Source organism: Streptomyces sp. NPDC005483, from assembly GCF_040606035.1.
Taxonomy (GTDB): Bacteria; Actinomycetota; Actinomycetes; order Streptomycetales; family Streptomycetaceae; genus Streptomyces.
In genome coordinates, this window is record NZ_JBEXEA010000008.1 from 301561 (window position 1) to 323327 (window position 21767).

The 21767-nt window shown below is 69.8% G+C and carries 21 protein-coding genes and 1 riboswitch; of the genes, 4 read left to right on the forward strand and 17 right to left on the reverse strand.

The window, feature by feature from the left end; translation table 11 throughout:
* Positions 1 to 315: 315 nt before the first annotated feature.
* Positions 316 to 1440 carry a tRNA 2-thiouridine(34) synthase MnmA gene (gene mnmA / locus ABZT06_RS18145; RefSeq protein WP_355741330.1) on the reverse strand — a complete coding sequence of 375 codons (1125 nt, stop codon included), beginning with the start codon at positions 1438 to 1440 and terminating at the stop codon, positions 316 to 318.
* 59 nt (positions 1441 to 1499) lie between these two features.
* Here mnmA and ABZT06_RS18150 point away from each other — a divergent pair, with 59 nt between their 5' ends.
* A complete protein-coding gene (locus tag ABZT06_RS18150) occupies positions 1500 to 2165 on the forward strand; it encodes an N-acetylmuramoyl-L-alanine amidase (protein WP_355741332.1) in 666 nt (221 codons plus the stop codon).
* Between the two features lie 181 nt (positions 2166 to 2346).
* Positions 2347 to 3870, forward strand: coding sequence for a multicopper oxidase domain-containing protein (locus ABZT06_RS18155; protein ID WP_355741334.1), 1524 nt, complete (start codon positions 2347 to 2349; stop codon positions 3868 to 3870).
* Between the two features lie 72 nt (positions 3871 to 3942).
* Here ABZT06_RS18155 and ABZT06_RS18160 read toward each other — a convergent pair whose 3' ends face one another.
* The 3 genes from ABZT06_RS18160 to ABZT06_RS18170 all read right to left on the reverse strand — a co-directional run bounded on the left by ABZT06_RS18160 (position 3943) and on the right by ABZT06_RS18170 (position 5645).
* A complete protein-coding gene (locus ABZT06_RS18160) occupies positions 3943 to 5112 on the reverse strand; it encodes a cysteine desulfurase family protein (protein WP_355741336.1) in 1170 nt (389 codons plus the stop codon).
* Positions 5113 to 5178: 66 nt separating this feature from the next.
* Positions 5179 to 5445, reverse strand: coding sequence for a DUF4190 domain-containing protein (locus ABZT06_RS18165; RefSeq protein WP_355741338.1), 267 nt, complete (start codon positions 5443 to 5445; stop codon positions 5179 to 5181).
* Between the two features lie 35 nt (positions 5446 to 5480).
* Positions 5481 to 5645 (reverse strand): hypothetical protein, encoded by a 165-nt coding sequence (locus tag ABZT06_RS18170; protein WP_355741340.1) that lies wholly within the window; start codon positions 5643 to 5645, stop codon positions 5481 to 5483.
* 133 nt (positions 5646 to 5778) lie between these two features.
* Here ABZT06_RS18170 and ABZT06_RS18175 point away from each other — a divergent pair, with 133 nt between their 5' ends.
* On the forward strand, positions 5779 to 6405 hold the full coding sequence (locus tag ABZT06_RS18175; RefSeq protein WP_355741342.1) for a TetR family transcriptional regulator: 627 nt from the start codon (positions 5779 to 5781) through the stop codon (positions 6403 to 6405).
* A gap of 86 nt (positions 6406 to 6491) precedes the next feature.
* Here ABZT06_RS18175 and ABZT06_RS18180 read toward each other — a convergent pair whose 3' ends face one another.
* From ABZT06_RS18180 to ABZT06_RS18190, 3 genes are all read right to left on the reverse strand, one after another.
* Positions 6492 to 6866, reverse strand: a complete 375-nt coding sequence (locus ABZT06_RS18180; RefSeq protein ID WP_355741344.1) for a hypothetical protein — start codon at positions 6864 to 6866, stop codon at positions 6492 to 6494.
* Positions 6867 to 6980: 114 nt separating this feature from the next.
* The gene (locus ABZT06_RS18185; protein WP_355741346.1) at positions 6981 to 7985 is read right to left on the reverse strand and encodes a YafY family protein; all 1005 of its coding nucleotides are present in this window, start codon (positions 7983 to 7985) and stop codon (positions 6981 to 6983) included.
* A 24-nt stretch (positions 7986 to 8009) separates the two neighbouring features.
* A complete protein-coding gene (locus ABZT06_RS18190; RefSeq protein ID WP_355741348.1) occupies positions 8010 to 8864 on the reverse strand; it encodes a thioesterase family protein in 855 nt (284 codons plus the stop codon).
* Between the two features lie 167 nt (positions 8865 to 9031).
* On the opposite strand from ABZT06_RS18190, the gene ABZT06_RS18195 reads away from it, so the two are divergent.
* On the forward strand, positions 9032 to 10252 hold the full coding sequence (locus ABZT06_RS18195; RefSeq protein WP_355741350.1) for an alpha/beta hydrolase-fold protein: 1221 nt from the start codon (positions 9032 to 9034) through the stop codon (positions 10250 to 10252).
* Here ABZT06_RS18195 and ABZT06_RS18200 read toward each other — a convergent pair.
* From ABZT06_RS18200 to ABZT06_RS18245, 10 genes are all read right to left on the reverse strand, one after another.
* A complete protein-coding gene (locus ABZT06_RS18200; RefSeq protein WP_355741352.1) occupies positions 10161 to 10817 on the reverse strand; it encodes a trimeric intracellular cation channel family protein in 657 nt (218 codons plus the stop codon). The genes ABZT06_RS18195 and ABZT06_RS18200 overlap by 92 nt on opposite strands.
* Positions 10818 to 10840: 23 nt before the next feature.
* Positions 10841 to 12232, reverse strand: coding sequence for a M1 family metallopeptidase (locus tag ABZT06_RS18205; protein WP_355741354.1), 1392 nt, complete (start codon positions 12230 to 12232; stop codon positions 10841 to 10843).
* A 97-nt stretch (positions 12233 to 12329) separates the two neighbouring features.
* Positions 12330 to 13670: a dipeptide ABC transporter ATP-binding protein gene (locus ABZT06_RS18210; RefSeq protein ID WP_355741356.1), complete on the reverse strand. Its 1341-nt coding sequence runs from the start codon at positions 13668 to 13670 to the stop codon at positions 12330 to 12332.
* Complete coding sequence (locus ABZT06_RS18215; RefSeq protein ID WP_355741358.1) at positions 13667 to 14758, reverse strand: ABC transporter ATP-binding protein; 1092 nt, start codon at positions 14756 to 14758, stop codon at positions 13667 to 13669. The genes ABZT06_RS18210 and ABZT06_RS18215 overlap by 4 nt, the downstream gene beginning before the upstream one ends.
* The gene (locus ABZT06_RS18220; protein WP_355741360.1) at positions 14755 to 15762 is read right to left on the reverse strand and encodes an ABC transporter permease; all 1008 of its coding nucleotides are present in this window, start codon (positions 15760 to 15762) and stop codon (positions 14755 to 14757) included. The genes ABZT06_RS18215 and ABZT06_RS18220 overlap by 4 nt, the downstream gene beginning before the upstream one ends.
* Before the next feature lie 69 nt (positions 15763 to 15831).
* Positions 15832 to 17580 (reverse strand): ABC transporter substrate-binding protein, encoded by a 1749-nt coding sequence (locus tag ABZT06_RS18225; protein ID WP_355741362.1) that lies wholly within the window; start codon positions 17578 to 17580, stop codon positions 15832 to 15834.
* A gap of 60 nt (positions 17581 to 17640) precedes the next feature.
* Positions 17641 to 18639 (reverse strand): ABC transporter permease, encoded by a 999-nt coding sequence (locus ABZT06_RS18230; protein WP_355741364.1) that lies wholly within the window; start codon positions 18637 to 18639, stop codon positions 17641 to 17643.
* Positions 18640 to 18973: 334 nt separating this feature from the next.
* On the reverse strand, positions 18974 to 19729 hold the full coding sequence (locus ABZT06_RS18235) for an enhanced serine sensitivity protein SseB C-terminal domain-containing protein (protein WP_355741485.1): 756 nt from the start codon (positions 19727 to 19729) through the stop codon (positions 18974 to 18976).
* A gap of 166 nt (positions 19730 to 19895) precedes the next feature.
* Complete coding sequence (locus ABZT06_RS18240) at positions 19896 to 20693, reverse strand: enhanced serine sensitivity protein SseB (protein WP_355741366.1); 798 nt, start codon at positions 20691 to 20693, stop codon at positions 19896 to 19898.
* A 90-nt stretch (positions 20694 to 20783) separates the two neighbouring features.
* Positions 20784 to 21452, reverse strand: coding sequence for an AAA family ATPase (locus tag ABZT06_RS18245; protein WP_355741368.1), 669 nt, complete (start codon positions 21450 to 21452; stop codon positions 20784 to 20786).
* A gap of 181 nt (positions 21453 to 21633) precedes the next feature.
* Positions 21634 to 21731: riboswitch (glycine riboswitch) on the forward strand.
* Positions 21732 to 21767: the final 36 nt, after the last annotated feature.

Here is a 21767-nt window from a genome sequence, read left to right on the forward strand (position 1 = left end):
GGGCCGTGCGCCCAAGCGCGCATGCCGGGCTCGTCGCGCACGTCGACCCCCACGGCACACACGGGCAGCCATACACGCACGAGCGCGTGCCGGGGCCTGGACGTACGCGCGGGCACGGGGCGGTCGACGGGCACGCCGTAGCCCCCAGGCGCCTGCCGGGCTCGACGCGCACGTCGACCCCCACGGCATACGCGGGAGGGCCTTGTGCCCTACGCGCGTGTGGTGGCGTCAGGCAGCGCGCCCGCGCGGGACCTCGCCGGGCAAGACCAACGTTCCGCAGCCGCCCGCGCGTGCCGCCACCCCACCAGCCAACCGTCAGGCCACGCCCGCCGGCACCCGCACCGTGGACGCGATCGTCGCCGAGCCCACCACGCGCGTGCCGTCGTACAGCACGATCGCCTGGCCGGGGGCCACCCCGCGGACCGGCTCGGTGAAGGAGACCTCCAGGGAGCCGTCGATCAGCTCGGCGGTGACCTCGGTCTCGCCGCCGTGGGCGCGGAGCTGGGCGGTGTACGTGCCGGGGCCGACCGGGGCCGCGCCGCACCAGCGGGGCCTGATCGCGCTCAGGGCGGTCACGTCCAGGGCGGCGGCCGGGCCGACCGTCACCGTGTTGTTCACCGGGGAGATGTCGAGGACGTAGCGCGGCTTGCCGTCGGCGGCCGGGGTACCGATGCGCAGCCCCTTGCGCTGGCCGATCGTGAAGCCGTACGCGCCCTCGTGGGTGCCGACCTTCGCGCCCGACTCGTCGACGATGTCGCCCTCCGCCTTGCCGAGGCGCGAGGCGAGGAAGCCCTGGGTGTCGCCGTCGGCGATGAAGCAGATGTCGTGCGAGTCGGGCTTCTTGGCGACGGCGAGGCCCCGGCGCTCGGCCTCGGCGCGGATCTCGTCCTTCGTGGTGACCGTGTCACCGAGCGGGAACAGGGCGTGCGCCAGCTGCTTCTCGTCCAGCACGCCGAGGACGTAGGACTGGTCCTTCGCCATGTCGGAGGCGCGGTGCAGCTCGCGGGAGCCGTCCTCACCCACCAGAACCTTCGCGTAGTGGCCCGTACACACCGCGTCGAAGCCCAGCGCGAGCGCCTTGTCGAGGAGCGCGGCGAACTTGATCTTCTCGTTGCAGCGCAGGCAGGGGTTGGGGGTGCGGCCCGCCTCGTACTCGGCGACGAAGTCCTCGACCACGTCCTCGCGGAAGCGGTCGGCGAGGTCCCAGACGTAGAACGGGATGCCGATGACGTCGGCGGCGCGGCGGGCGTCGCGTGAGTCCTCGATGGTGCAACAGCCACGCGCGCCCGTGCGGAACGATTGAGGGTTCGCGGAGAGCGCGAGGTGGACGCCGGTCACCTCATGGCCGGCTTCGGCGGCGCGGGCGGCGGCGACGGCGGAGTCCACTCCTCCGGACATGGCGGCGAGAACGCGAAGGGGGCGCTGCGTGGTGTCAGTCATAACCCTTCCAGGGTACGGGTCGCGGGAACCGGGGCCGCCGGGTATCCGTTGACGACCACATGGGGGCGACAGAGGGTTCCAAGGACGCCGACCGGCGCATCGGGCGGCGAGCCCTGATCATCGGCGGGACGGCGGCCGCCGTGGGCTCGGCGGTGCTGGCCCGTGACGAGCTGGCGCGGCTGTGGTGGCGGGCACCGGGAGTGGAGAAGCCACGGGTCGAGGGCGCGGTCGACTTCAGCGGCGCGCAGTGGGTGGCGGCCTCCGACGCGAACTGGCGGCGCGCGGACCGGCCCGACGACTACGGCATAGACATGGTGATCATCCATGTCACCCAGGGCAGTTTCGACAGCGCGGTGAAGGTGTTCCAGGACCCGGGGCACGGGGCGGCCGCGCATTACATCGTCCGCAAGGACGGGCACATCACGCAGATGATCCGCGAGCTGGACGTGGCGTACCACGCGGGCAACCGCGCCTACAACGAACGCAGTGTGGGCATCGAGCACGAGGGATTCGTCGACCGGCCCGAGGACTTCACGGACGAGATGTACGCGGCCTCCGCGCGGCTCACGGCCCGAATATGCGCGCGGTACGCCATCCCCGTCGACCGCGAGCACGTCATCGGCCATGTGGAGGTGCCGGGGACGGACCACACCGACCCGGGCGAACACTGGGACTGGGACCGGTACATGAGACTGGTGCGCAGGGCGCGGAGCGCCTCCGCGTAGGTATGAACTTCCGGCCCGGAGCGCACGCCCGACATGTCCCGCACCCCGATCGCGACCTGCATAGGGTCAACTTGGCTTTTCTTCAAGGGAGTTGAATCCGGCCCCGCCCTCACAGCTTCCCGAGCCCGCGCCCAGCTTCGCCCCAGTCCTCACACAGCCCTTACGTCGAGGCTCCCCGGCCATGACACACACCACAGACGGCCTGGAGGCCAAGCCCGAGCACTCCAAGGAGAGCAGGGGCCACAAGAAGGGTCTGCACCGGCGGAAGTTCCTCGGCGGAATGGCCGGGGTGGGCCTCGGAGCCGTGGGAGCGGCGGGAGCCGCCTTCTCCCTGCTGACCGAGGGCACCCGCAGCAAGGCGGCCGCCGCGACGGACGGCACCCTCACCATCCCGGAGCTGCTGGAGGGCACCACGTCCGACGGCACCACCACCTTCACCCTGGCGGCGCAGACCGGCAGCGCGGAGGTGCTCAGCGGTGTCACCAGCAGCACCGCGGGCTACAACCAGTCGTTCCTCGGCCCCACCCTGAAGTGGACCAAGGGCGACACCGTGCTGCTGGACATCACCAACAACCTCTCCGAGGACACCACCGTCCACTTCCACGGCGCCCACGTCCCGCCCACGATGGACGGCGGACCGCAGAACGCCTTCTCCGCCGGCACGACCTGGTCCCCCACCTTCACGGTCCTCGACGAGGCCAAGACACTCTGGTACCACCCGCACGCCCTGGGCACCACGGCCAAGCAGGCCACGCACGGCCTCGCCGGGATGATCATCGTGGAGGACGACTCCGACACCTCCGCCGCGCTGCCCGGCGACTACGGCGTGGACGACATCCCGCTGATCTTCCAGTGCCTGGCCGTGGACAGCGCCGGTGACATCAAGTACGACCAGAGCGGCTATCTCAGTTCCGGCCTGAGCTTCCCGGTGCTGGTGAACGGCGAGAACGTCGACGACACCACCCTCGCCTTCGCGGCCACCAAGACCCGCAACCGCTTCCGGGCGCTCAACGCCTCCCCCTCCGACATCATCACCATCCAGCGCAGCGACGGAGGCACGCTGACCCAGATCGCCACCGACCAGGGCTATCTGGCGGAGGCGGCCGAGGTGACCACCATCCGGCTGGTGGCCGGGGCGCGCGCCGAGTTCGTCATGGACGTCACCGAGGACGTCACCCTCCAGGTGGTCATCACCACCGGCTGGATCCGCGGCGGCTCCGGCACCTACGACTTCCTCACCGTCACGGCCGGCGGCACCGACACCCCGGACGACCTGCCGAGCACCCTCAACACCATCGAGCGGTACGACACCTCCGACTTCACGGCGCGCACCATCACGCTCAGCAACACGGGCGCTACGATGAAGATCAACGGTTCGGCCGGACTCACCATGGCCGGCATGACGATGATCAGCACCACGCTGGGCGCGAAGGAGATCTGGACGATCACCAACGCCAGCCAGCTGGAGCACTCGTTCCATCTGCACGACGTGCCCTACCAGCTCGTGTCCGTCAACGGTGTGGAGCCGACGGGGGTCGAGCTCGGCTGGTACGACACGTACGAGGTCGTCGGCGGCGGGAAGATCGTGATCGCGATGGAGTTCACGGACTTCGCGGACGACACGTACATGTACATGCTGCATTGCCATCTGCTGCAGCACGAGGACGAGGGAATGATGGCCTCCCTCATGGTCACGGAGAGCTGAGCCCCTGGGGCGTCGGCGCGGGACACACCTGGGACGCGAGGTGCACGCCCGGAGTGTCCTGCGCCGGGGCCGTTACGTGAGCCCCGCCGCCCGGGCCCGCTCCACCGCCGGGCCGATGGCCTGGGCGACCGCCTCGACGTCGGTCTCGGTGGAGGTGTGGCCGAGGGAGAAGCGCAGGGTACCGCGGGCCAGGTCGGGGTCGGTGCCGGTGGCCAGCAGGACGTGGCTGGGCTGGGCGACGCCCGCGGTGCAGGCGGAGCCGGTGGAGCACTCGATGCCCTGGGCGTCCAGGAGCAGGAGCAGGGAGTCGCCCTCGCAGCCGGGGAAGGTGAAGTGGGCGTTGGCCGGGAGCCGTCCTCCCGGCGCCGGGTCGCCGCCGAGGATCGCGTCCGGGACCTGCGCACGGACCGCCTCGACCAGGGCGTCGCGCAGGGCGCCGATCTCGACCTCGAACCACTCGCGCTGCTCGGCGGCGAGGCGGCCGGCCACCGCGAAGGAGGCGATGGCGGGGACGTCGAGGGTGCCGGAGCGGACGTGCCGCTCCTGGCCGCCGCCGTGCAGGACGGGGACGGGGGTCCACTCGCGGCCGAGGACGAGCGCGCCGATGCCGTACGGACCGCCGATCTTGTGGCCCGACACCGTCATCGCGGCGAGGCCGGAGGCGGTGAAGTCCACGGGGACCTGGCCGAACGCCTGGACCGCGTCGGCGTGCAGCGGGACGCCGAACTCGGCGGCCACGTCGGCGAGTTCGCGGACCGGCATGAGGGTGCCGATCTCGTTGTTGGCCCACATGACGGTGGCCAGGGCGACGTCGTCGGGGCTCTGGGAGAGGGCCTCGCGCAGGGCCTCGGGGTGGACCCGGCCGTGCTTGTCGACGGGGAGGTACTCGACGGTGGCGCCCTCGTGTTCGCCGAGCCAGTGGACGGCGTCGAGGACGGCGTGGTGTTCGACGGGGCTGGCGAGGACCCGCGTCCTTGCGGGGTCCGCGTCGCGCCGGGACCAGTACAGGCCCTTCACGGCGAGGTTGTCGGCCTCCGTGCCGCCGGAGGTGAGGACGATCTCGCTGGGCCGGGCACCGAGCGCCTCCGCGAGGGTCTCGCGGGATTCCTCGACCGTGCGGCGGGCCTTGCGGCCGGAGGCGTGGAGGGAGGAGGCGTTGCCGGTGACGCCGAGGTGCGCGGTGAGTGCCTCGACTGCCTCGGGAAGCATCGGGGTGGTCGCGGCGTGGTCGAGGTATGCCATGGTGACGCCGATTCTACGGGTCACGGGTGAGCGGCCTCAGGCCAGGACCGGCCGCTGCCGGGGGTCTCAGAAGCTCCAGGACGGCGTGCTGTCCAGCTGCATGAAGGCCACCAGGACCAGGAGGTCGGCCACTCCGAGGCCGAGGCCCAGGTAGGCGCGTCCGCGGCGGGCGGTGCCGCGCCACAGGGCGACCGAGGCCAGGACGATGGCGATCGGGCCGAGGAAGACGTTGAGGACGAGAAGGCCGACGAGGCCGAGAATGAAGGACGCCACGGCCATGCCGTCGGCGTCGCGGGCGCCGGTGCGGGGGCCGGCCTGCGCGGTGAGCTGCATGGTGATCAGTGCTCCTGGGGACGGTGGGGCAGCGGTCAGTGGGACGGGGTGCGGCGGCGTCCGTGGCGCTCGCGGAGCGCGAAGACGCCCAGCCAGACGGCGATCACGACGGCGGCGACGGCGGTGAAGGTGAGCGGCGCGTGGGCGACGGTGCCCAGGACGACGCCGAGCAGCATGAGTGCGGCGACGAGGAACAGCATGGGACGGATCCCCCTCCGATACGGCTGTCGTTACGTTTGGGTGAACAGTTGTAGTTACAGTTGTTCACTGACTCCAGAGTCTAGCGCGTCATACGGCTTTCCAATTACGGAGAACAGTTGTTAACTGGATGACATGAGTCACACCCTCGGCATCCGGCAGGTACAGAAGCAGAAGACCCGGCAGGCGCTCCTGGACGCGGCGTTGGCCCTGCTGGAGGAGCAGAGCCTCAGCAGCCTCGGCCTGCGCGAGGTCACGCGTGCCGTGGGCGTCGCGCCGACCGCCTTCTACCGGCACTTCCGCTCCACCGCCGACCTCGGTGTGGCCCTGGTCGAGGAGGCGTTGGGCAGCCTGCACCCGATGATCCGGACGACGGTGTCCACGGCCGACGACCACGGCCAACGCATCAAGCGCGCCATCGAGTTGATCGCCGGCCATGTTGACGCGTACCCCGCCCACGTCCGCTTTATCGCCCGCGAGCGACATGGCGGTGTCCAGCCGGTCCGGGAGGCCATCCGGGACCAACTGGCCCGGTTCGGGCAGGAGGTGAAGGACGAGCTGGCCAAGGACCCGGTGGCCCGGGGCTGGAGCGACGACGACCTGCTGATGCTGGCCAACCTCTACGTCGACCAGATGCTGATCACGGCCTCGCTGTTCCTGGAGGCTCTGGAGGCGCCCCCGGAGGAACGGGAGCGCGTCTGCCAGGTGGCGGAGCGCCAGATGCGACTGATCAGCATCGGCCGCCAACATTGGCTGGATTAGGGCCCGTCGAGGCAAGGGCGACACACAGGGGCGGCACCCCCGTTCACCGGGAGCACCGCCCCTGCCGTACGGCGTCCTACGCCATGTCAGCTTTTCGTGGCTGCCGCACTCGGCGCGCCGCTCGGGACCGCGCCGCCCGTCCCGCCCCCCGGACCGCCACAGCCGCCCATGCCGCCGCCGGGGCCGCCCTGACCGCCCCGCCCGCCGCCGGGACCACCGCTCGGCATGCCGGAGGGCTTGCCGCTGGGGGCGCCGGACGGCCGCGCGCTCGCGTTGCCGGTGGGCGCGCCCGAGGGGGCACCGCTCGGCATCCCGGAGGCCTTGCCGGTGGGCGCCTGACAGTTCTGCCCCGAGGTGCCGCTGTTGGAGGTCGACGACGAGTCGCCCGAGCCGCAGGCCACCAGGGCGAGGGGCGAGAGCGCCAGCAGGGCCACGGCGGGGAGGACACGCACACGCTTCATGAGAGACCGCTCCAGGGAGGATGAGGAAGTCCTGAGGCCGGGAACTCTCGCAACGGCCCCTGAGGCTTCGTTGGGCCCGGACTGTCCCTCGCCTGTGCGAAAGGCAAAGCGCGGCTAAAGCGGCTCCTCCGAGCTGGGGTTCTGCACGGATCGCCGTCCCGCCGGCTGGTACAGGTCCGTGACAGAAGCGGCCGCGCGGGCCACCTCCTCGCGCACCTCGGGCGGCGAGAGAACCTCCAACCGGTCGGAGAACTGCAGGAGTTGTCGGGCCTCGCCGACCACGGCGAGGGAGAGCCGGGCCGTCACCCACACGCTCTCGCCGTCGTCCTCCGGGAGTTCGGACAGATACGGGGCCATCAGCCGCGAGAACAGGTCGAGTCGGTCGCGGCGGATCCGGACGGTGACGTCGATGCCGCCGGGGCGCTCCTCGACCTGACGGCGCAACGCCTCCCAGACGTCGGCGAGTTCGACACCGGGCCGACGCCTGACGGGGGCGTCCAGCACCGCCGCACGGTGCACCCGGTCGGCGCGGAACAGCCGCGGCAGGCCCCGCCGGTCGGCGACCAGGTACCAGACACCCGCCTTGGCGACGAGACCGTACGGGTCGACGGTGTACGTCCGGGTCGCGCGCTCCCCGCTGTGCCGGTAGCGCAGCCGCAGCCGGCGGTCGGCGAAGACGGCGTCCTGCAGGGCCGCCAGGTCCACGGACCGCTGTGGTCCGCCCTTCCAGCGGGTGGCGTCGACCAGAATGCGGCGGGAGGTGGCCTCGGCCGCCGGGCGGTGCGGGGCGGGCAGCGCGGCCATCACCTTGCGCAGCGCCGAGCCGAGGGCCCGGTCCAGGCCGAGGGCCGCGTGGGCGCCCTGGGCGGCCAGGATGAACAGGGCGCGGGACTCGTCGGTGGTCAGGCCGGTGACGTCCGTGCGGAAGCCGGCGAGGAGTTCGATGCCGCCATGTCGCCCGCGCTCGGCGTAGACCGGGACACCTGAGGCGGAGAGGGCTTCGATGTCCCGGTAGATCGTGCGGACGGAGACCTCCAGCCGCTCGGCGAGTTCGGGGGCGGGGGTACGGCCGCGGGTCTGCAGGAGCAGGAGGATCGACAGGAGGCGGTCGGACTTCACCTCACCAGGATCCCAGGGCGGCGCTCAGCCCAGTCGGACCCGCGCCAGCTGCCGTGACTGGGCGACCAGTCGGTCCTTGCTGTCCCAGACCTCGGCGTCCTCCTCCAGGAAGCCGCCGGCGAGGTTGCGGGTGGTGATGGAGACGCGGAGGGGGCCCGGGGCGGGGCGGCTCCTCACGTGCACCGTCAGCTCGACCGTCGGCACCCAGCCCTTGAGGCCGATCTCGAAGGCCGTGGGGGGCAGCGCGTCCACCGCGAGGAGCAGGGAGAAGGGGTCGGCGTCCCGGCCGTCGGCGAGCCCGAACCAGGACCGCATCTCGCCCTTGCCGGAAGGCGCGCCGAGGGCCCAGCCCAGGGTCGACGGGTCCAGCTTGAGCATCAGCCGGTCGGTGATGGCGGAGCTGCCCTCGACGGGGGCCGGTCCGTCCTCGGGGCCGAAGCACTGGTCCATGGGCGGGAACGCGGGCGGCTTCGCCGTCGTGCGGACGTCGTCGGGGAGGGTGTCGAGGTCGCCGTAGGAGGCGAGGACGCGGATGCGCTCGACCTCCCTGCCCTGGTCGTCGTACTGGAAGAGCGAGGCCTGGCCGGTGGAGAGGGTGCGGCCGGTGCGGACCACGTCCGTGCGGATCACCGCCGGTCCGGGCTGGGACGCGGTCAGGTAGTGCGCGGAGATCGTGAACGGGTCGGCGTGCGGCAGGGCGTCCGCGAGGGCGCGGCCCAGGACGGCCAGGAGATAGCCGCCGTTGACCGCGCTGATGATCGTCCAGCCCGCGGAGAGGTCGATGTCGTAGACGCCGGGCGCGCGGCGGGTGACCGCGGTGTCCCGGTCGAACTCGCTGTCGCCGATCGTGGCGCGCGTGGCGGAGGCTGCTTCTGGCATGCCTGAACGGTACAACAGCTAACTACTAAGCGGTAGCTTTCCCACCCCTACCTCCGCTCCTTACCCCCTCTTCTTACCCGATCACCCAGGTGAGACCCGGGCAATTTCTCGGTAAGTGTCCCTACTCGTCCGCAAACCCGGGCCCCGGCAACCCCCTCTACAGGGACATGAGCCTCACCGGGACCACGTTCCTGTACACGTTGATCGTGCTGTCCGTCGTCGCCCTCGTACTGCCGCTCGCCCTGTGGTCGCGGGTGCGGGGGCCCCGGATCGCCCGCGCCGTCGCCCGCGTACTGATGGTGCTGTTCGCCCAGGGCACGGCCGTCGCCCTCGTCTTCGTGCTGGTCAACAACCAGAACAACCTGTACGACAACTGGGCCGACCTGCTCGGCACCGGCAACCACGTCCAGCAGGCCGCCGACCTGGGCGCCGACGGCACCGGCGGCATCTCGCTGAAACGGTTGCCCAAGGTGAAGCAGCACTTCACGAAGGCCTCGGGGCCCGGCATGAAGGGCGTGCGGGTGACCCAGCTCAAGGGCCGGGTCTCGGGGGTCGACGCCGAGGTCTACGTCTGGCTGCCGCCGCAGTACGGCGAGCCCGGCTACCGGCACCGCAAGTTCCCCGTGGTGGAGCTGCTGTCGGGCTATCCGGGCTCGGCGAAGGCCTGGTTCGGGTCACTGCACGCGGTGAACCAGCTCCGGCCGCTGATGCGGGACGGCAAGGTGGCGCCGTTCATCCTGGTCGCCCCGCGCATGAACCTGCTGGCCGGGGTCGACACCGGATGCGCCAACATCACCGGCACGGTCGACGCCGACACCTGGCTCAGCGTCGACGTGCCGAAGATGGTCACGGACAACTTCCGTGCCCGGTCCGGGCCGGCGGGCTGGGCCGCGGCCGGGTACTCGGCGGGCGGGCACTGCGCGACGAAGCTCGCCGTCGCCCACCCCGACCGCTACCGGGCCGCGGTCAGCATGTCCGGCTACAACGACCCGATCGGCGAACGCAATTCACTGGCCGCCGAGACCCCCGCCCTGCGCCGCGCCAACAACCCCTACCTGCTACTGCGCGAGGCCCGCACCCCGCCCGCGATCGCGCTGTACCAGTCCGGTCAGCCGGGCGACGGCTACGAGGCGGCCGTGGGCCTCGAACAGATCGCGAAAGCGCCGACGACCGTGCACGTCGTCTACGTCCCGAAGAGCGCGGGCGGCCACAACATGGCGCTGTGGAAGCCGCAGGTGGTCCCGGCGTTCCGCTGGCTGACCGAGGAGATGGGGCTGCTGCACGGCCGGGCGGGCGCTACTCCTCACGCACGGTCGACCGTCGGTTCCACGCCCGCGGAGCTCGCCAGTGGAACCGCATCGCGAGCAGCCGCAGTACGAAAGCCGTGAGAGCCGCCAGCCCGCTCGTGATCGGGTTGAGGGCGCCGTAGCGAATGCACAGGGCGGCCATGGTGGCACCGACGATCGCGGGGACCGCGTACAGGTCGCGGTCCCAGCGCAGCAGCGAGGGCACCTCGTTGGCGAGCACGTCCCTGAGGACACCGCCGCCGACGGCGGTGGCCAGGCCCAGGGTCGCGGACTGGGTGAGGCCGAGCCCGTACTCGTACGCCTTCGTCGTCCCGGCTACGCAGAACAGGCCGAGCCCTGCCGCGTCGAAGACGTTCACGCCGACCTGGATGCGCTCCACGTGCGGGTGCAGGAAGAAGACCAGGAGGGCGGCGAGCAGCGGGGTGACGAAGTAGCCGAGGTCCGTGAAGGCGGCGGGCGGTACCGCGCCGATGATCAGGTCCCGGAACAGCCCTCCGCCCAGCGCGGTGACCTCGGCGAGCACGGCTATGCCGAAGACGTCGAAGTTCTTGCGGACGGCCAGCAGCGCGCCGGAGATGGCGAACACGAAGATGCCGACGAGGTCGAGCGTGTGCTGGACGGAGGGACTGAACAGTTGCTGGAGCACACCGCATTCTTGCGCAGGGGCTGCTACCGGGCCGGTTTGCCCGTCGTGAAGAGCCAGGTGCGGAACAGGTCGTCCAGCTGCTGTCCGCTGACCTTCTCGGCGAGCCGGATGAAGTCGGCGGTGTTCGCGTTGCCGTAGCGGTGGAGCTTCGTCCAGGCCGGCAGCAGCTTGAAGAAGGCCTTGTCGCCGATGCGTTCGCGCAGCACCTGGAGGGTCATCGCGCCGCGCTGGTAGACGGCGGAGGCGAACATCGTGTCGCGCTGCGGGTCACCGACGACGGTCTGCCAGAAGGCACTGTCGGCGGGCCGGGCGTCGTAGCCCGCGATGAAGGAGTCGTGGGCGGAGCGGGTGCCCTTGTGCTCGGCCCACAGCCACTGGCTGTAGGTGGCGAAGCCCTCGTTGAGCCAGATGTCCTTCCAGTGCGCGACGGAGACGCTGTCCCCGAACCACTGGTGGGCCAGCTCGTGCACGATCGTCGTCTCGCTGCGCACCGCCGAGTAGACCGGCTTCGACTGCACCTCCAGCGAGAACCCCGCCTGCGGCATGTCGTCGACGATCGCGCCGGTCTCCTCGAAGGGGTACGGCCCGAAGACCTGCGACCAGTAGTCGGTGGCCTCGGCCGTCACGCCGTACACGTCGACGTTGTTGCTGTTCTGCAGCACCGGGTCGATGGCCGTGTAGATGGGGATGCCGCCGGGGGTCTTCCCGGTGCGGACGTCGAACTTCCCGATGGTGGCGGTCGCGAGATAGGTCGCCATCGGCTTCTTCTCGCGCCAGTGGGTGTACGTCGAGCCGCCCTTGTCGTACGTCGACACGAGCCGGCCGTTGGAGACCGCGGTCAGGCCCTTCGGCGTCCTGATGCGGATGTCGTAGGTGGCCTTGTCGGCGGGGTGGTCGCTGGACGGGAACCAGGTGGAGGCGGCGTTGGGTTCACAGGCGACGAAGACGCCGTCGGGGGTCTTCATCCAGCCGTAGTCGGAGCCGAAGACGATGGGCCCGTTGAGGGGTTCGGGGACGCCGCCGTAGGTGACGGCGACCGTGAAGTCGTGGCCCTTGCGCAGGGATTGGCGTGGCGTGATGCGTATCTCGTCGCCGTCGCGCGTGAACTGGGCGCGTCTTCCGTCCACTTCGACTCCGGTGACCTCGAGTTTCTGGAGGTCCAGGTCGAAGGACGAGAGGTTCTGGGTGGCGCGGGCGGTGAGTGTCGTACGGCCGTCCAGACGGTCGGTGTCCGGGTTGTACGCCATGTCGAGGGTGTAGTGGCGGGCGTCGAAGCCGCCGTTGCCGAGGGTCGGGAAGTAGGGGTCGCCGATGCCGGGGGCGCCGGGTTTCGGGGCCGGGGCGGCGGCGATGACAAAGAAGGAAGCCACCGCGGTGACGGTGGCTCCTAAGCGTGTCGAACGGGAGAGTGTCATGGGCCGTCCCTTTCGAGCGTGTGCCGATCAGTCGGACACGGACGACTCTTCACTCTCCCGTTCGGACATGTGCATGACTTTGCCAACTCGTCATGCGTTACTTGTCGGTTGACTCCTGACTGGGGTCTTCCGGTTCGTCGGTCGGCTGCGGGTCGGTGGGGGCCGGTCGCGCCCCCGCGGCGGTAGCCGCAGATTCAACACCGCCCCGCGCCCCTGAGTCGGCCGACTCGCCCGTCTCGAGAGGTGCGGTGGGTGTGGTCTTGGCGCCTGGACCCGTCTTTGCGGCCACTGCCTCGGTATCCGCCGCGACCACTGCCTCCGGCTTCTCCGCCGGGACCTCCTCGGCGACCAGCGCGGCCGCCTCCTTGGCGACCGACAGGAGCACGGTGTCCTGCGGGGCCTGGTCCGCGAAGTTCTCCGGGTGGTGGCAGGCCACCCGCTGGCCGGGACGCAGCTCGACCAGCTGCGGCTCGGTCGTCCTGCAGATCTCCGTCGCCTTCCAGCACCGGGTGTGGAAGCGGCAGCCGGAGGGCGGGGAGATCGGGGACGGGACGTCGCCGCGCAACAGGATGCGCTCGGACTTGGCGCCCCGGCGCTTGGGGTCCGGCACCGGGACCGCCGACATCAGGGCCTTGGTGTACGGGTGCATCGGCGCCTCGTACAGCGAGGTGCGGTCGGCGAGTTCGACGATCTTGCCGAGGTACATCACCGCGATGCGGTCCGAGACGTGCCGTACGACGGACAGGTCGTGCGCGATGATCACGTACGTGAGGCCGAGCTCCTCCTGGAGGTCGTCCATCAGGTTCACGACCTGCGCCTGGATCGACACGTCCAGGGCCGAGACCGGCTCGTCCGCGACCACCAGCTTCGGCTTCAGGGCGAGCGCGCGGGCGATGCCGATGCGCTGCCGCTGACCGCCGGAGAACTCGTGCGGGTAGCGGTTGAAGTGCTCGGGGCTCAGGCCCACCAGCTCCAGGAGGCGCTGGACCTCCTTCTTCACCCCGCCCTCGGGCTCCACGCCCTGGAGACGGAACGGCGCCGAGACGATGCCGCCGATCGTGTGGCGCGGGTTCAGCGAGCCGTACGGGTCCTGGAAGATCATCTGTATGTCCCGCCGCAGCGGACGCATGCCGGCCGAGTTCAGCCGCGTGATGTCCTGGCCCTCGAAGTGGATCGAGCCGCCGGTCGGTTCCTGGAGACGGGTGATGACCCGGCCCATGGTCGACTTGCCGCAGCCCGACTCACCGACCACGCCGAGGGTCTCGCCCTTGCGCACCTCGAAGTCGATGCCGTCGACCGCCTTGACGGCGCCGACCTGGCGCTGGAGGACGCCCTTGCGGATCGGGAAGTGCTTCTGGAGGCCCTCGACCTTGAGCAGCACCTCGCGCTCGTCGGGGGCGGCCGTCACGTCCGCATCCGTCTTCTTCGTCTCACTCACAGCTTCGGCGCAATCTCTTCGGTCCAGATCCGCGTGCGGTCCTCCGGCGAGAGGTGGCAGGCGGAGAAGTGCCCGCCGCCGACCTGCTGGAGCTCCGGGCGCACGGTACGGGTGACATCGCCCTTGGGGATGTCCGCGTACGGGCAGCGGGGGTGGAAGGCGCAGCCCGAGGGGACGTTGATGAGGCTCGGCGGCTGGCCCTTGACGGGGATGAGCCGCTCGGAGGTCTCCCGGTCGATGCGCGGCATCGAGCCGAGCAGACCCCAGGTGTACGGGTGCTGCGGCCGCTCGAAGACGTCGTCGACGCTGCCCCGCTCCACGCACCGGCCGCCGTACATCACGAGCACGTCGTCGGCGATCTCGGCGACCACACCCAGGTCGTGGGTGATGAGGACGACCGCGGAGCCGAACTCCTTCTGCAGGTCCCGGATGAGGTCGAGGATCTGCGCCTGGACGGTGACGTCGAGGGCGGTCGTCGGCTCGTCCGCGATGAGCAGTTCGGGGTTGTTGACCAGCGCCATGGCGATCATCGCGCGCTGGCGCATACCGCCGGAGAACTCGTGCGCGTAGCCGTCCACGCGCTTGTCCGGCTCGGGGATGCCGACCCGGTCGAGCATCTCGATCGCCCGCTTGCGCGCGACCTTCTTGCTGACGTTGTTGTGGACCCGGTACGCCTCCACGATCTGGTTGCCGATCGTGTAGTACGGGTGCATCGCGGACAGCGGGTCCTGGAAGATCATCGCCATCTCGCGGCCGCGCAGCCGGCGCACCTCGTCCGGGTCGGCGGAGACCAGTTCCTTGCCGTCCAGCCAGATCTCGCCGGACATCTGCACGTTCTTGCCGCGTGCGCCGAGCCGGTGCAGACCCATGATGGCCAGCGAGGTGACGGACTTGCCGGAGCCCGACTCGCCCACGATGCAGAGGGTCTTGCCCTTCTCCACCTGGAAGCTGAGCCCGTCCACGGACTTGACCAGTCCGTCGTCGGTCGGGAAGTGCACCTTGAGGTCGCGGACCGCGAGGAAGGCGTCGGGGGCGTTCCCCGGAGCCGGCTCGCCCAGGGCGGCACCGGTCTTGGAGAGTTCGGTCACGAGAGCCTCACGCGCGGGTCGGCGGCGGCGTACAAGAGGTCCACCAGGAGATTTGCGATCACGACGAAGACGGCGGCGAGCAGGGTGACGCCGAGGATCGGGGGCAGGTCGTTGTCGGTGATGCCCTGCACCGCGTACTGGCCGATGCCCGGCAGCGAGAACACGGTCTCGGTGATCACGGCGCCGCCGAGCAGCAGGCCAAGGTCCATACCGAAGACGGTGATGATCGGGGTCAGCGCGGCCCGCAGTCCGTGCCGGGCGACGACGTTGCGCTCCCGCAGGCCCTTGGCGCGGGCCGTGCGGATGAAGTCCTCGTTCATCGTCTCCATCATGCCCGAGCGGGTCAGCCGCGCGTAGATGGCGGAGTACAGCAGGGCGAGCGAGCACCAGGCCGGGAAGAGCGTGTTGGCCCACTGGGCCGGATTCTCGGTGAACGGCACATAGGTCCGCCCGAAGATCGGCCACTGGTAGGTGAAGAGCAGCAGCGCCAGGTTGCCCGTGAAGAACATGGGCAGCGAGACACCGGCGAGCGCGACGCCCATGAAGGTGCGGTCGAAGAAGCTGCGGGGCTTGAGGGCGGAGATCACACCGATCACGACACCGGAGACCAGCCACATCACGGCGGCACCGGCCGCCAGCGAGATGGTCACCGGGAGGCGCGAGGTGAGCTGCGGCCAGACCGCCACGTGGTTCTTGAAGGAGTAGCCGAAGCACGGCGCGTCACAGTGCGCCGTCGTGGGGCCCAGGTTGTAGGTGGCGCCGGACACGATCCCCTTGATGAAGTGCCAGTACTGGGCATAAAGGGGCTCGTCCAGACCGAGGTTCTGCTTGACCGCGGCGATGTCGGCCTTCGTCGGACTCTTTCCGATGTACTGCTGCGCGAGCTGGTCGGCGGTCTGGCCGGCCATCCGCGGCAGCAGGAAGAAGATCGCGAAGGTGACCGCGGTGACGACGAGCAGCAGGATCACTGCCGCGAACGTCCGACGGAGGATGTACGAGATCACGGGGACCGGCGCTGGTGCCCGCGGGCCGTGAGGCCCACGGGCACCAATGCCTTCACCTGCCTTCCGGGGCTACTTCTTGGTCGTGCCGATGTTGAGGTAGTCGTACTGACCGCTGAAGGCCGCCGTGGACACCAGGTTGGTGAAGCCCGCGGGACGGTACAGCAGGACCTTGAAGTAGGTCAGCGGGACGAGCGCCGCCAGGTCCATCGCACGCTTGTCGATCTGCCCGTACAGGGCGTTGCGCCCGGTGTCGTCCTCGGTGGCGATGGCCTTCTCCAGCATCTCGTTGATCTGCTTGTCGTTCAGATACGAGAGGTTGGTGTTGCCGGACGCGCCGATCGCGTCACCGTGCAGGATCTGCTGGAGGAAGCCGTAACCGGAGTTCCAGTCGGCACCCCACTGCATCATGTGCAGGCCGATGTTCTGCTTCTTGTCGAACGTCGGCACACCCGCGTAGTCGGTGAAGTACTTGCCCGACGGGTACTGCTTCAGGCTGGCGTTGATGCCGACCTTCTTCAGCGAGGCGATGATCGCGGTGGCCGCGTCGATCTCCTGCGGGCGGTCGCTGCGCGCCGAGATGTTGGTGTTGATCGCCGTCTTGCCGCAGGCCTTCAGCTGCTCCTTGGCCTTGGCGACGTCACCCTTGTTGCCGGTGGTCGCGTAGACGTCGGCCTTCGAGTAGCCCTTGATGTCCGGGGGCAGGACGGTGGTGGCGACGTCACCGCGGATCGGGCCGCCCTCGGCGGTCTGCACGGAGACCTTGTCGACGGCGTACTCGACGGCCTTGCGGCACTCGACCTTGTCGAACGGGGCGACCTGGTTGTTGATCGCCATGTAGACCAGACGGCCACCGTAGGTGTTGTCCGTGTTGGCCTTCAGGTCGGCGCTGTTGACGACCTTCGCCTGGGTCGCGGCCTGGACACCGGTACCACCGAGGTCGATCGCGTCACCGGCCTGGACGTCCTGGTCGATCGTCTCGGCGTTGACCTTCAGCTTGACGACGATCTTGTCCGGGTACTGCTTGCGCAGCGGGTCGCTCTTCGGGTCCCAGTTCTCGTTCTTGACGAGGACGGCCTGCTTGCCCTCGTCGTAGCTCTGGAACTTGTACGAGCCCGAGGACACGATGCTCTTGACGTAGTCGATGCCGGTGTCCTTGGCCTTCGGCACCGGAGCCGTCTGCGGCGTCGCGACCAGGTAGTCGAACTCCTGGAAGGGACGGTTGAGCTTGAAGACGATCGTGGTGTCGTCCGGCGTCTCGATGGACTTCAGGCCCTCGGCGCTCTTGTCCTTGTAGGGGCCCTTGTACGCCTTGCCGCCCTCCATGAACTGCTGGAAGTAGTTCGGGCCGAGGGAGAGCACGTCACGCGCGAAGTTGGAGCGCTCGACGGCGTACTTGACGTCCTTCGAGGTGATCGGCGTGCCGTCCTGGTACTTCAGACCGGAGCGGATCTTGTACGTCCAGGTCTTGCCGCCGTCGCTCGGCTCGCCCGCCTTCTCGGCGAGGTCCGGGACCAGCGTGTTGCCCTCCTCGCCCGGACCGGGCTTGAAGGTCATCAGCGGGCGGGCGTACAGCCGGCTGAGGTTGTACATGTAGGCGTAGTACGTGTTGCCGGGATCGAAGGAGTCCGGGACGTCGGAGTACTCGTACGTGACCGTCCCACCCTTCTGGGTGGAGGCATTGACGACGCCCTTGGTCGCTGCGTTGGCCCCAGCCGACTTGTTCCCGTCTCCACCGTTGTCATCGGCCTTGCTGCAAGCCGAGAGCAACAGGCTCGCACTGCCGATGGCCGCCACTGCGGCCAGCGCTGACCTTCGCATGATGGTCTGCTTCCCCTTCAATTGTCGGAAATCTTGTGGACTCTCACCGCGGGTCGCGGGTCAGCGGCTGCGCGGGTCGAGAGCGTCGCGGAGACCGTCGCCGAGCAGGTTGAATGCCAGGACGGTCACGAAGATGGCCAGACCAGGCACGATCATGAACTGCGGGTCGACCTGGTAGTAGGTGACCGCCTGGTTGATCATGCCGCCCCAGGACGCCTGCGGGGGCTGGATACCGACGCCGAGGAAGCTCAGCGACGCCTCGAAGAGGATGTTGGTCGGGATGAGCAGCGTCGAGTAGACGATGATCGGGCCGACGAGGTTCGGCAGCAGCTCCCGGAAGAGGATGTACGGCCCCTTGGCCCCCATCCCGCGCGAGGCGTCGACGAACTCCCGCTCGCGGAGGGCCAGCGTCTGGCCTCGCACGATGCGGCCGAGGTAGGGCCAGTTGAAGAAGCCGATGACGAAGATCAGCACGCTGATGTGCAGCGGCAGCCCCTCGAGGCCGAAGGCGCCGCCCTGGAGCGTGGCCGAGATGGCGATGGCGAACAGCAGGAGGGGGAACGCCAGGAAGGTGTCCATCAGCCGGCTGATGATCGTGTCGACGCGGCCGCCGTAGTAGCCGGCGACCACGCCGAGCACGGCGCCGATCGTGTTGGACAGGATCGTGGCGCCGAAGGCGACGACCAGGGAGACCCAGGAGCCCTCGAGGATGCGGGTCGCGATGTCGCGGCCGAACTTCGGCTCCACACCGAGCGGGTGCGACCAGCTCATGCCGCCGAAGTCACCCTTGGGCAGCGAGGTGTTCGGGTCGATCAGATCCTGGTGCAGGGCGTTCGGGTCCAGCCCGAACATGGCCTGGATGGGCCGGGAGAGCACCGCGAGCAGGATCAGCAGGATGACGATCACGCCACCGGCGACCGCCACCTTGTCCTTCTTGAACCGGGACCAGGCGATCTGCCCCAGGGAACGGCCTTCGATCTGCCCCTTTGCGGCGCCGACGAGGACAGCCTCCGGCTGCGCCTCGGCCTGCGCCCCGGTGGTCTCGATCGGTGCGGTCACAGTGACCCGACCCCTCTCGCCGGTGGTGACCGGCCTACACCTGCCGTGGATTACGGCTTTGTCGACTTGCTCAGCGCGCAGGAACGTCTGATCCTGCGTCTGCCTGGGGAGTCTTCAGCTTCGCTGCGATCACCCGCCAGGCCTGGCGAGGAAAGTATGCGTAACCGTGATGCAGTACGAGGGATTCCGTTATCCGAACAGCGGGTAACACACCCCGGACGCATGCCAGTTGGGACAGAACGGCACATTAAATGACCTTCGTGACGATCCGCCGCTATCTACGCGCGAAGAAATGTGGCCGTTATGTAAACGAGGCGAACGCTTGTCATTGCTCTCAGTAGCCACCGCGGGCCGGTGGGTAGCCGTACCCTGCCGCCGGTGACTGCGCGGGCGATCCATGGGCCTCGCGGTCGTAGAACGGACGGGCGCCGGCACGCATCCACAGCGCCACCGGGTCGTACTCGTCGGACATCGCCACGGTCGACACCGGCAGCCCGTCCGGGACGGCGCCGATGGACTGCTGCATCATCGCGCGCACCGAGTCCACGGCCGAGGGACTGGTGTCGTACACGTCCAGGCCGATGGCGAGATACGGCGCCCCGAGCGCCGGCTGCACCCAGGCGCGGCGCAGCGAGCGGACCGCCGGGGTGCGGTGGGCGTTCTGCACGAGCAGGGCGTAGAACTGGGGGATCTCGATGCCGGGTTCCGACAGCCGCAGCGGCCCGGCGGGCTGGCGCTCCAGGCCGGTCGCGATGCGGCGCAGGTCGAGCCAGGGGATGCCGACGCCGCCGCCGGGGGCGTGCGGGTTGAGCCAGAGGCCGTAGTGGTCGGGATAGAGCGTGCGGGCCACGTCGATGCCGTCGACCACTTCGTACGAACGGTTCCAGCCACTGGCGCTCAGTTCCTGGGCCGAGGTCACACAGGGGGCGTAGCCGTAGCCGCCGACCTCCATGTTCCCGTACTGGGCGTCCGGGGAGCCGGACTGGCCGTGCCACAGGAGCATCCAGATCTGGCCGGAGCCGGGGCTCGCGAGTGCCTTGAGCAATGCCTCGTAGGCGTCGTAGCGCCCGGGCGTCACCTGGCGCAGCATGTGCTCGACCTGGCCGGTCGTGGTGCCGGTTCCGCTGGCGCCGCTCACGTTGTGCCGCCCCTTCTTGAAGGTTGCCCCAGGTATGGGAACAGCTTAAGCGCCTACCGGGTCGGGGCTGGTTGACCGTCGGCGGTACGGGGCACGTGTGGCACCCCTGACAACAGGTCTAGTGACCGTGCAGGTAGAAGGGCCGTACCTGCTCGCGCATCCAGTGGCCCACCGGGTCGTCCGCCACGTCCAGCAGGACCAGGTTGACCGGCCATGGCACCGGGGTGTGCCCCAGCGCCCGGCCGAGGGCGTCCATCGGCAGGGTGCGCAGGTCGCCCTCCCACTGGGAGAGTTCCACGCCCACGAACATGACCGGGTCGGCCGTCTCGATGGCGGCCAGGCAGCGGCGGGCCGTGAGGACCACTCCGGTGGCCGCGAACTCGGCGGACGCGGCCGCCAGGAAGTCGACCGGGTCGTCCTGCCAGTCCGGCTCGTAGAGCTTGACCCGGCCACCGGTGTTGGGCCCGTCCAGCGGGGTGCGGCCCACCCGGCACAGGTCGGCGACGGCGGCGGGCGGGAGGGGCACGCCGACCACACCGTCGGGGTTCACCGCGATGCCCACGTGCGGGGGCAGACCGCGGGCGAACTCGACCGCCGGGGCGATGGTGTACGACAGATGGCTGCCGACGACCTGGCGGAACTGCTCCTCGGAGCTGAAGACCGGGACGAAGGCCTGGCCCCCGATCTCCAGAGTGGGCAGGTCGAGGGGGCCGCTGTGCGGACCGCCGCCGTTCGGCAGCGGGATCCAGACGAAGCTGCGTCCGAGCACCTCGATGATCCGGCCGCCCGCCGAGGGCATGCCGAGGGAGGCCGAGAGCACCTCCTCCAGCTCGTTGCCGGGCCATCCGCCGTGCGGATGGGGGTGCGGGTGCGCTTGCCCTGGAAAGTCCGCGGGAAGATCCGCCGGGAAGTCCATCTGTCTGACCGCCTGCTGTGAACCGCTGTTGATGTGGCTGAAGGCTAGCGGGTGCGGCGCAAGGTGGCTCAGCCCGGGAAACCCAGCGCCTCAGCCCGTGAACCCGATCCGCCGCAGCACGGCCGCCGCGTCTCGGTCGATCAGCACCGCCGAACCGCAGCCCTGGGGCAGGTCACCGCGCTCCACGGAGCGGATCAGCCGGGCGGCGGCACCGCGGTGCCGCAGGAAGGCGTACCGCGAGACGCCCCGGCCGCGCTCGCGCTGGCCCTCCAGCGCGGTCTCCGCCGAGACGTCGAGCAGCAGCAGACGCAGGGTGCCGCCCCGGCGCCGAGCCTCGCGGGCCAGCCAGCCCCGCACCCAGGTCTGCGTGCCGCAGTCGTGCACGACGACTCCCTCGCCGGAGCGCAGGGCGCGGCGCAGCCCGGCGTAGTGCGCGAGCCGGACCAGGGGGCGGTAGACGGCGTACGGCAGTAAGCGGGACAGCCGGCCGTCCCAGCGGTCGCGGGTGTCCTGGGAGTCGATCCTGATCCCGTTGACCGCACGCTTCATCAGCGTGGACTTGCCGCTGCCGGGCAGGCCGGTGATGACGACGACGTCCCCCGGGCCGAAGAGCAGGGCGTGCGGGCTGCGGCCCGCGCGGTCGCGCAGGTCACGGACGACCGGGCGGGTGCCGCGGGCCTCGACGGCGTGGGCCGCGGGCTGCTCGGGCAGCGCGATCGCCGAGGTCGTCGCGTACACCGTGGTCCTGTTCACCGTCATCGTCCTCCTCCGGGATCGGGGTTTCCCTCCCCACCGAGCGTAAAGAGAAGGTAATGGATGATCTCTCGCGTTTCTGTACGCGTACCGCCACAGGGCAGTCACAAAGGGAGGAGCAGATGCGGCCCTGCCGTCGGCGTCCGGGGCGTGCAATGATGTCCGCGCCAACTGCATACCGGCCGCTTGAATCCGCGCGGGAGAGTCCCGGGTACGTGTACCCGGGCGCCGAAGGAGCAAGTCCCTCCCTTGAATCTCTCAGGCCCCCGTTACCGCGCGGGCGAGGCACATCTGAAAAGCGGGCCGCCGACCTGAAGGCGG

Coding starts and splice junctions, on each gene's coding strand:
- ABZT06_RS18175 (WP_355741342.1), top strand. CDS start 5,779: ATGAGTCACACCCTCGGCATCCGGCAGGTACAGAAGCAGAAGACCCGG.
- ABZT06_RS18240 (WP_355741366.1), bottom strand. CDS start 20,693: ATGGACTTCCCGGCGGATCTTCCCGCGGACTTTCCAGGGCAAGCGCAC.
- ABZT06_RS18190 (WP_355741348.1), bottom strand. CDS start 8,864: ATGCCAGAAGCAGCCTCCGCCACGCGCGCCACGATCGGCGACAGCGAG.
- ABZT06_RS18225 (WP_355741362.1), bottom strand. CDS start 17,580: ATGCGAAGGTCAGCGCTGGCCGCAGTGGCGGCCATCGGCAGTGCGAGC.
- ABZT06_RS18195 (WP_355741350.1), top strand. CDS start 9,032: ATGAGCCTCACCGGGACCACGTTCCTGTACACGTTGATCGTGCTGTCC.
- ABZT06_RS18160 (WP_355741336.1), bottom strand. CDS start 5,112: ATGGCATACCTCGACCACGCCGCGACCACCCCGATGCTTCCCGAGGCA.
- ABZT06_RS18245 (WP_355741368.1), bottom strand. CDS start 21,452: ATGACGGTGAACAGGACCACGGTGTACGCGACGACCTCGGCGATCGCG.
- ABZT06_RS18205 (WP_355741354.1), bottom strand. CDS start 12,232: ATGACACTCTCCCGTTCGACACGCTTAGGAGCCACCGTCACCGCGGTG.
- mnmA (WP_355741330.1), bottom strand. CDS start 1,440: ATGACTGACACCACGCAGCGCCCCCTTCGCGTTCTCGCCGCCATGTCC.
- ABZT06_RS18150 (WP_355741332.1), top strand. CDS start 1,500: ATGGGGGCGACAGAGGGTTCCAAGGACGCCGACCGGCGCATCGGGCGG.
- ABZT06_RS18180 (WP_355741344.1), bottom strand. CDS start 6,866: ATGAAGCGTGTGCGTGTCCTCCCCGCCGTGGCCCTGCTGGCGCTCTCG.
- ABZT06_RS18170 (WP_355741340.1), bottom strand. CDS start 5,645: ATGCTGTTCCTCGTCGCCGCACTCATGCTGCTCGGCGTCGTCCTGGGC.
- ABZT06_RS18235 (WP_355741485.1), bottom strand. CDS start 19,729: ATGCTGCGCCAGGTGACGCCCGGGCGCTACGACGCCTACGAGGCATTG.
- ABZT06_RS18155 (WP_355741334.1), top strand. CDS start 2,347: ATGACACACACCACAGACGGCCTGGAGGCCAAGCCCGAGCACTCCAAG.
- ABZT06_RS18165 (WP_355741338.1), bottom strand. CDS start 5,445: ATGCAGCTCACCGCGCAGGCCGGCCCCCGCACCGGCGCCCGCGACGCC.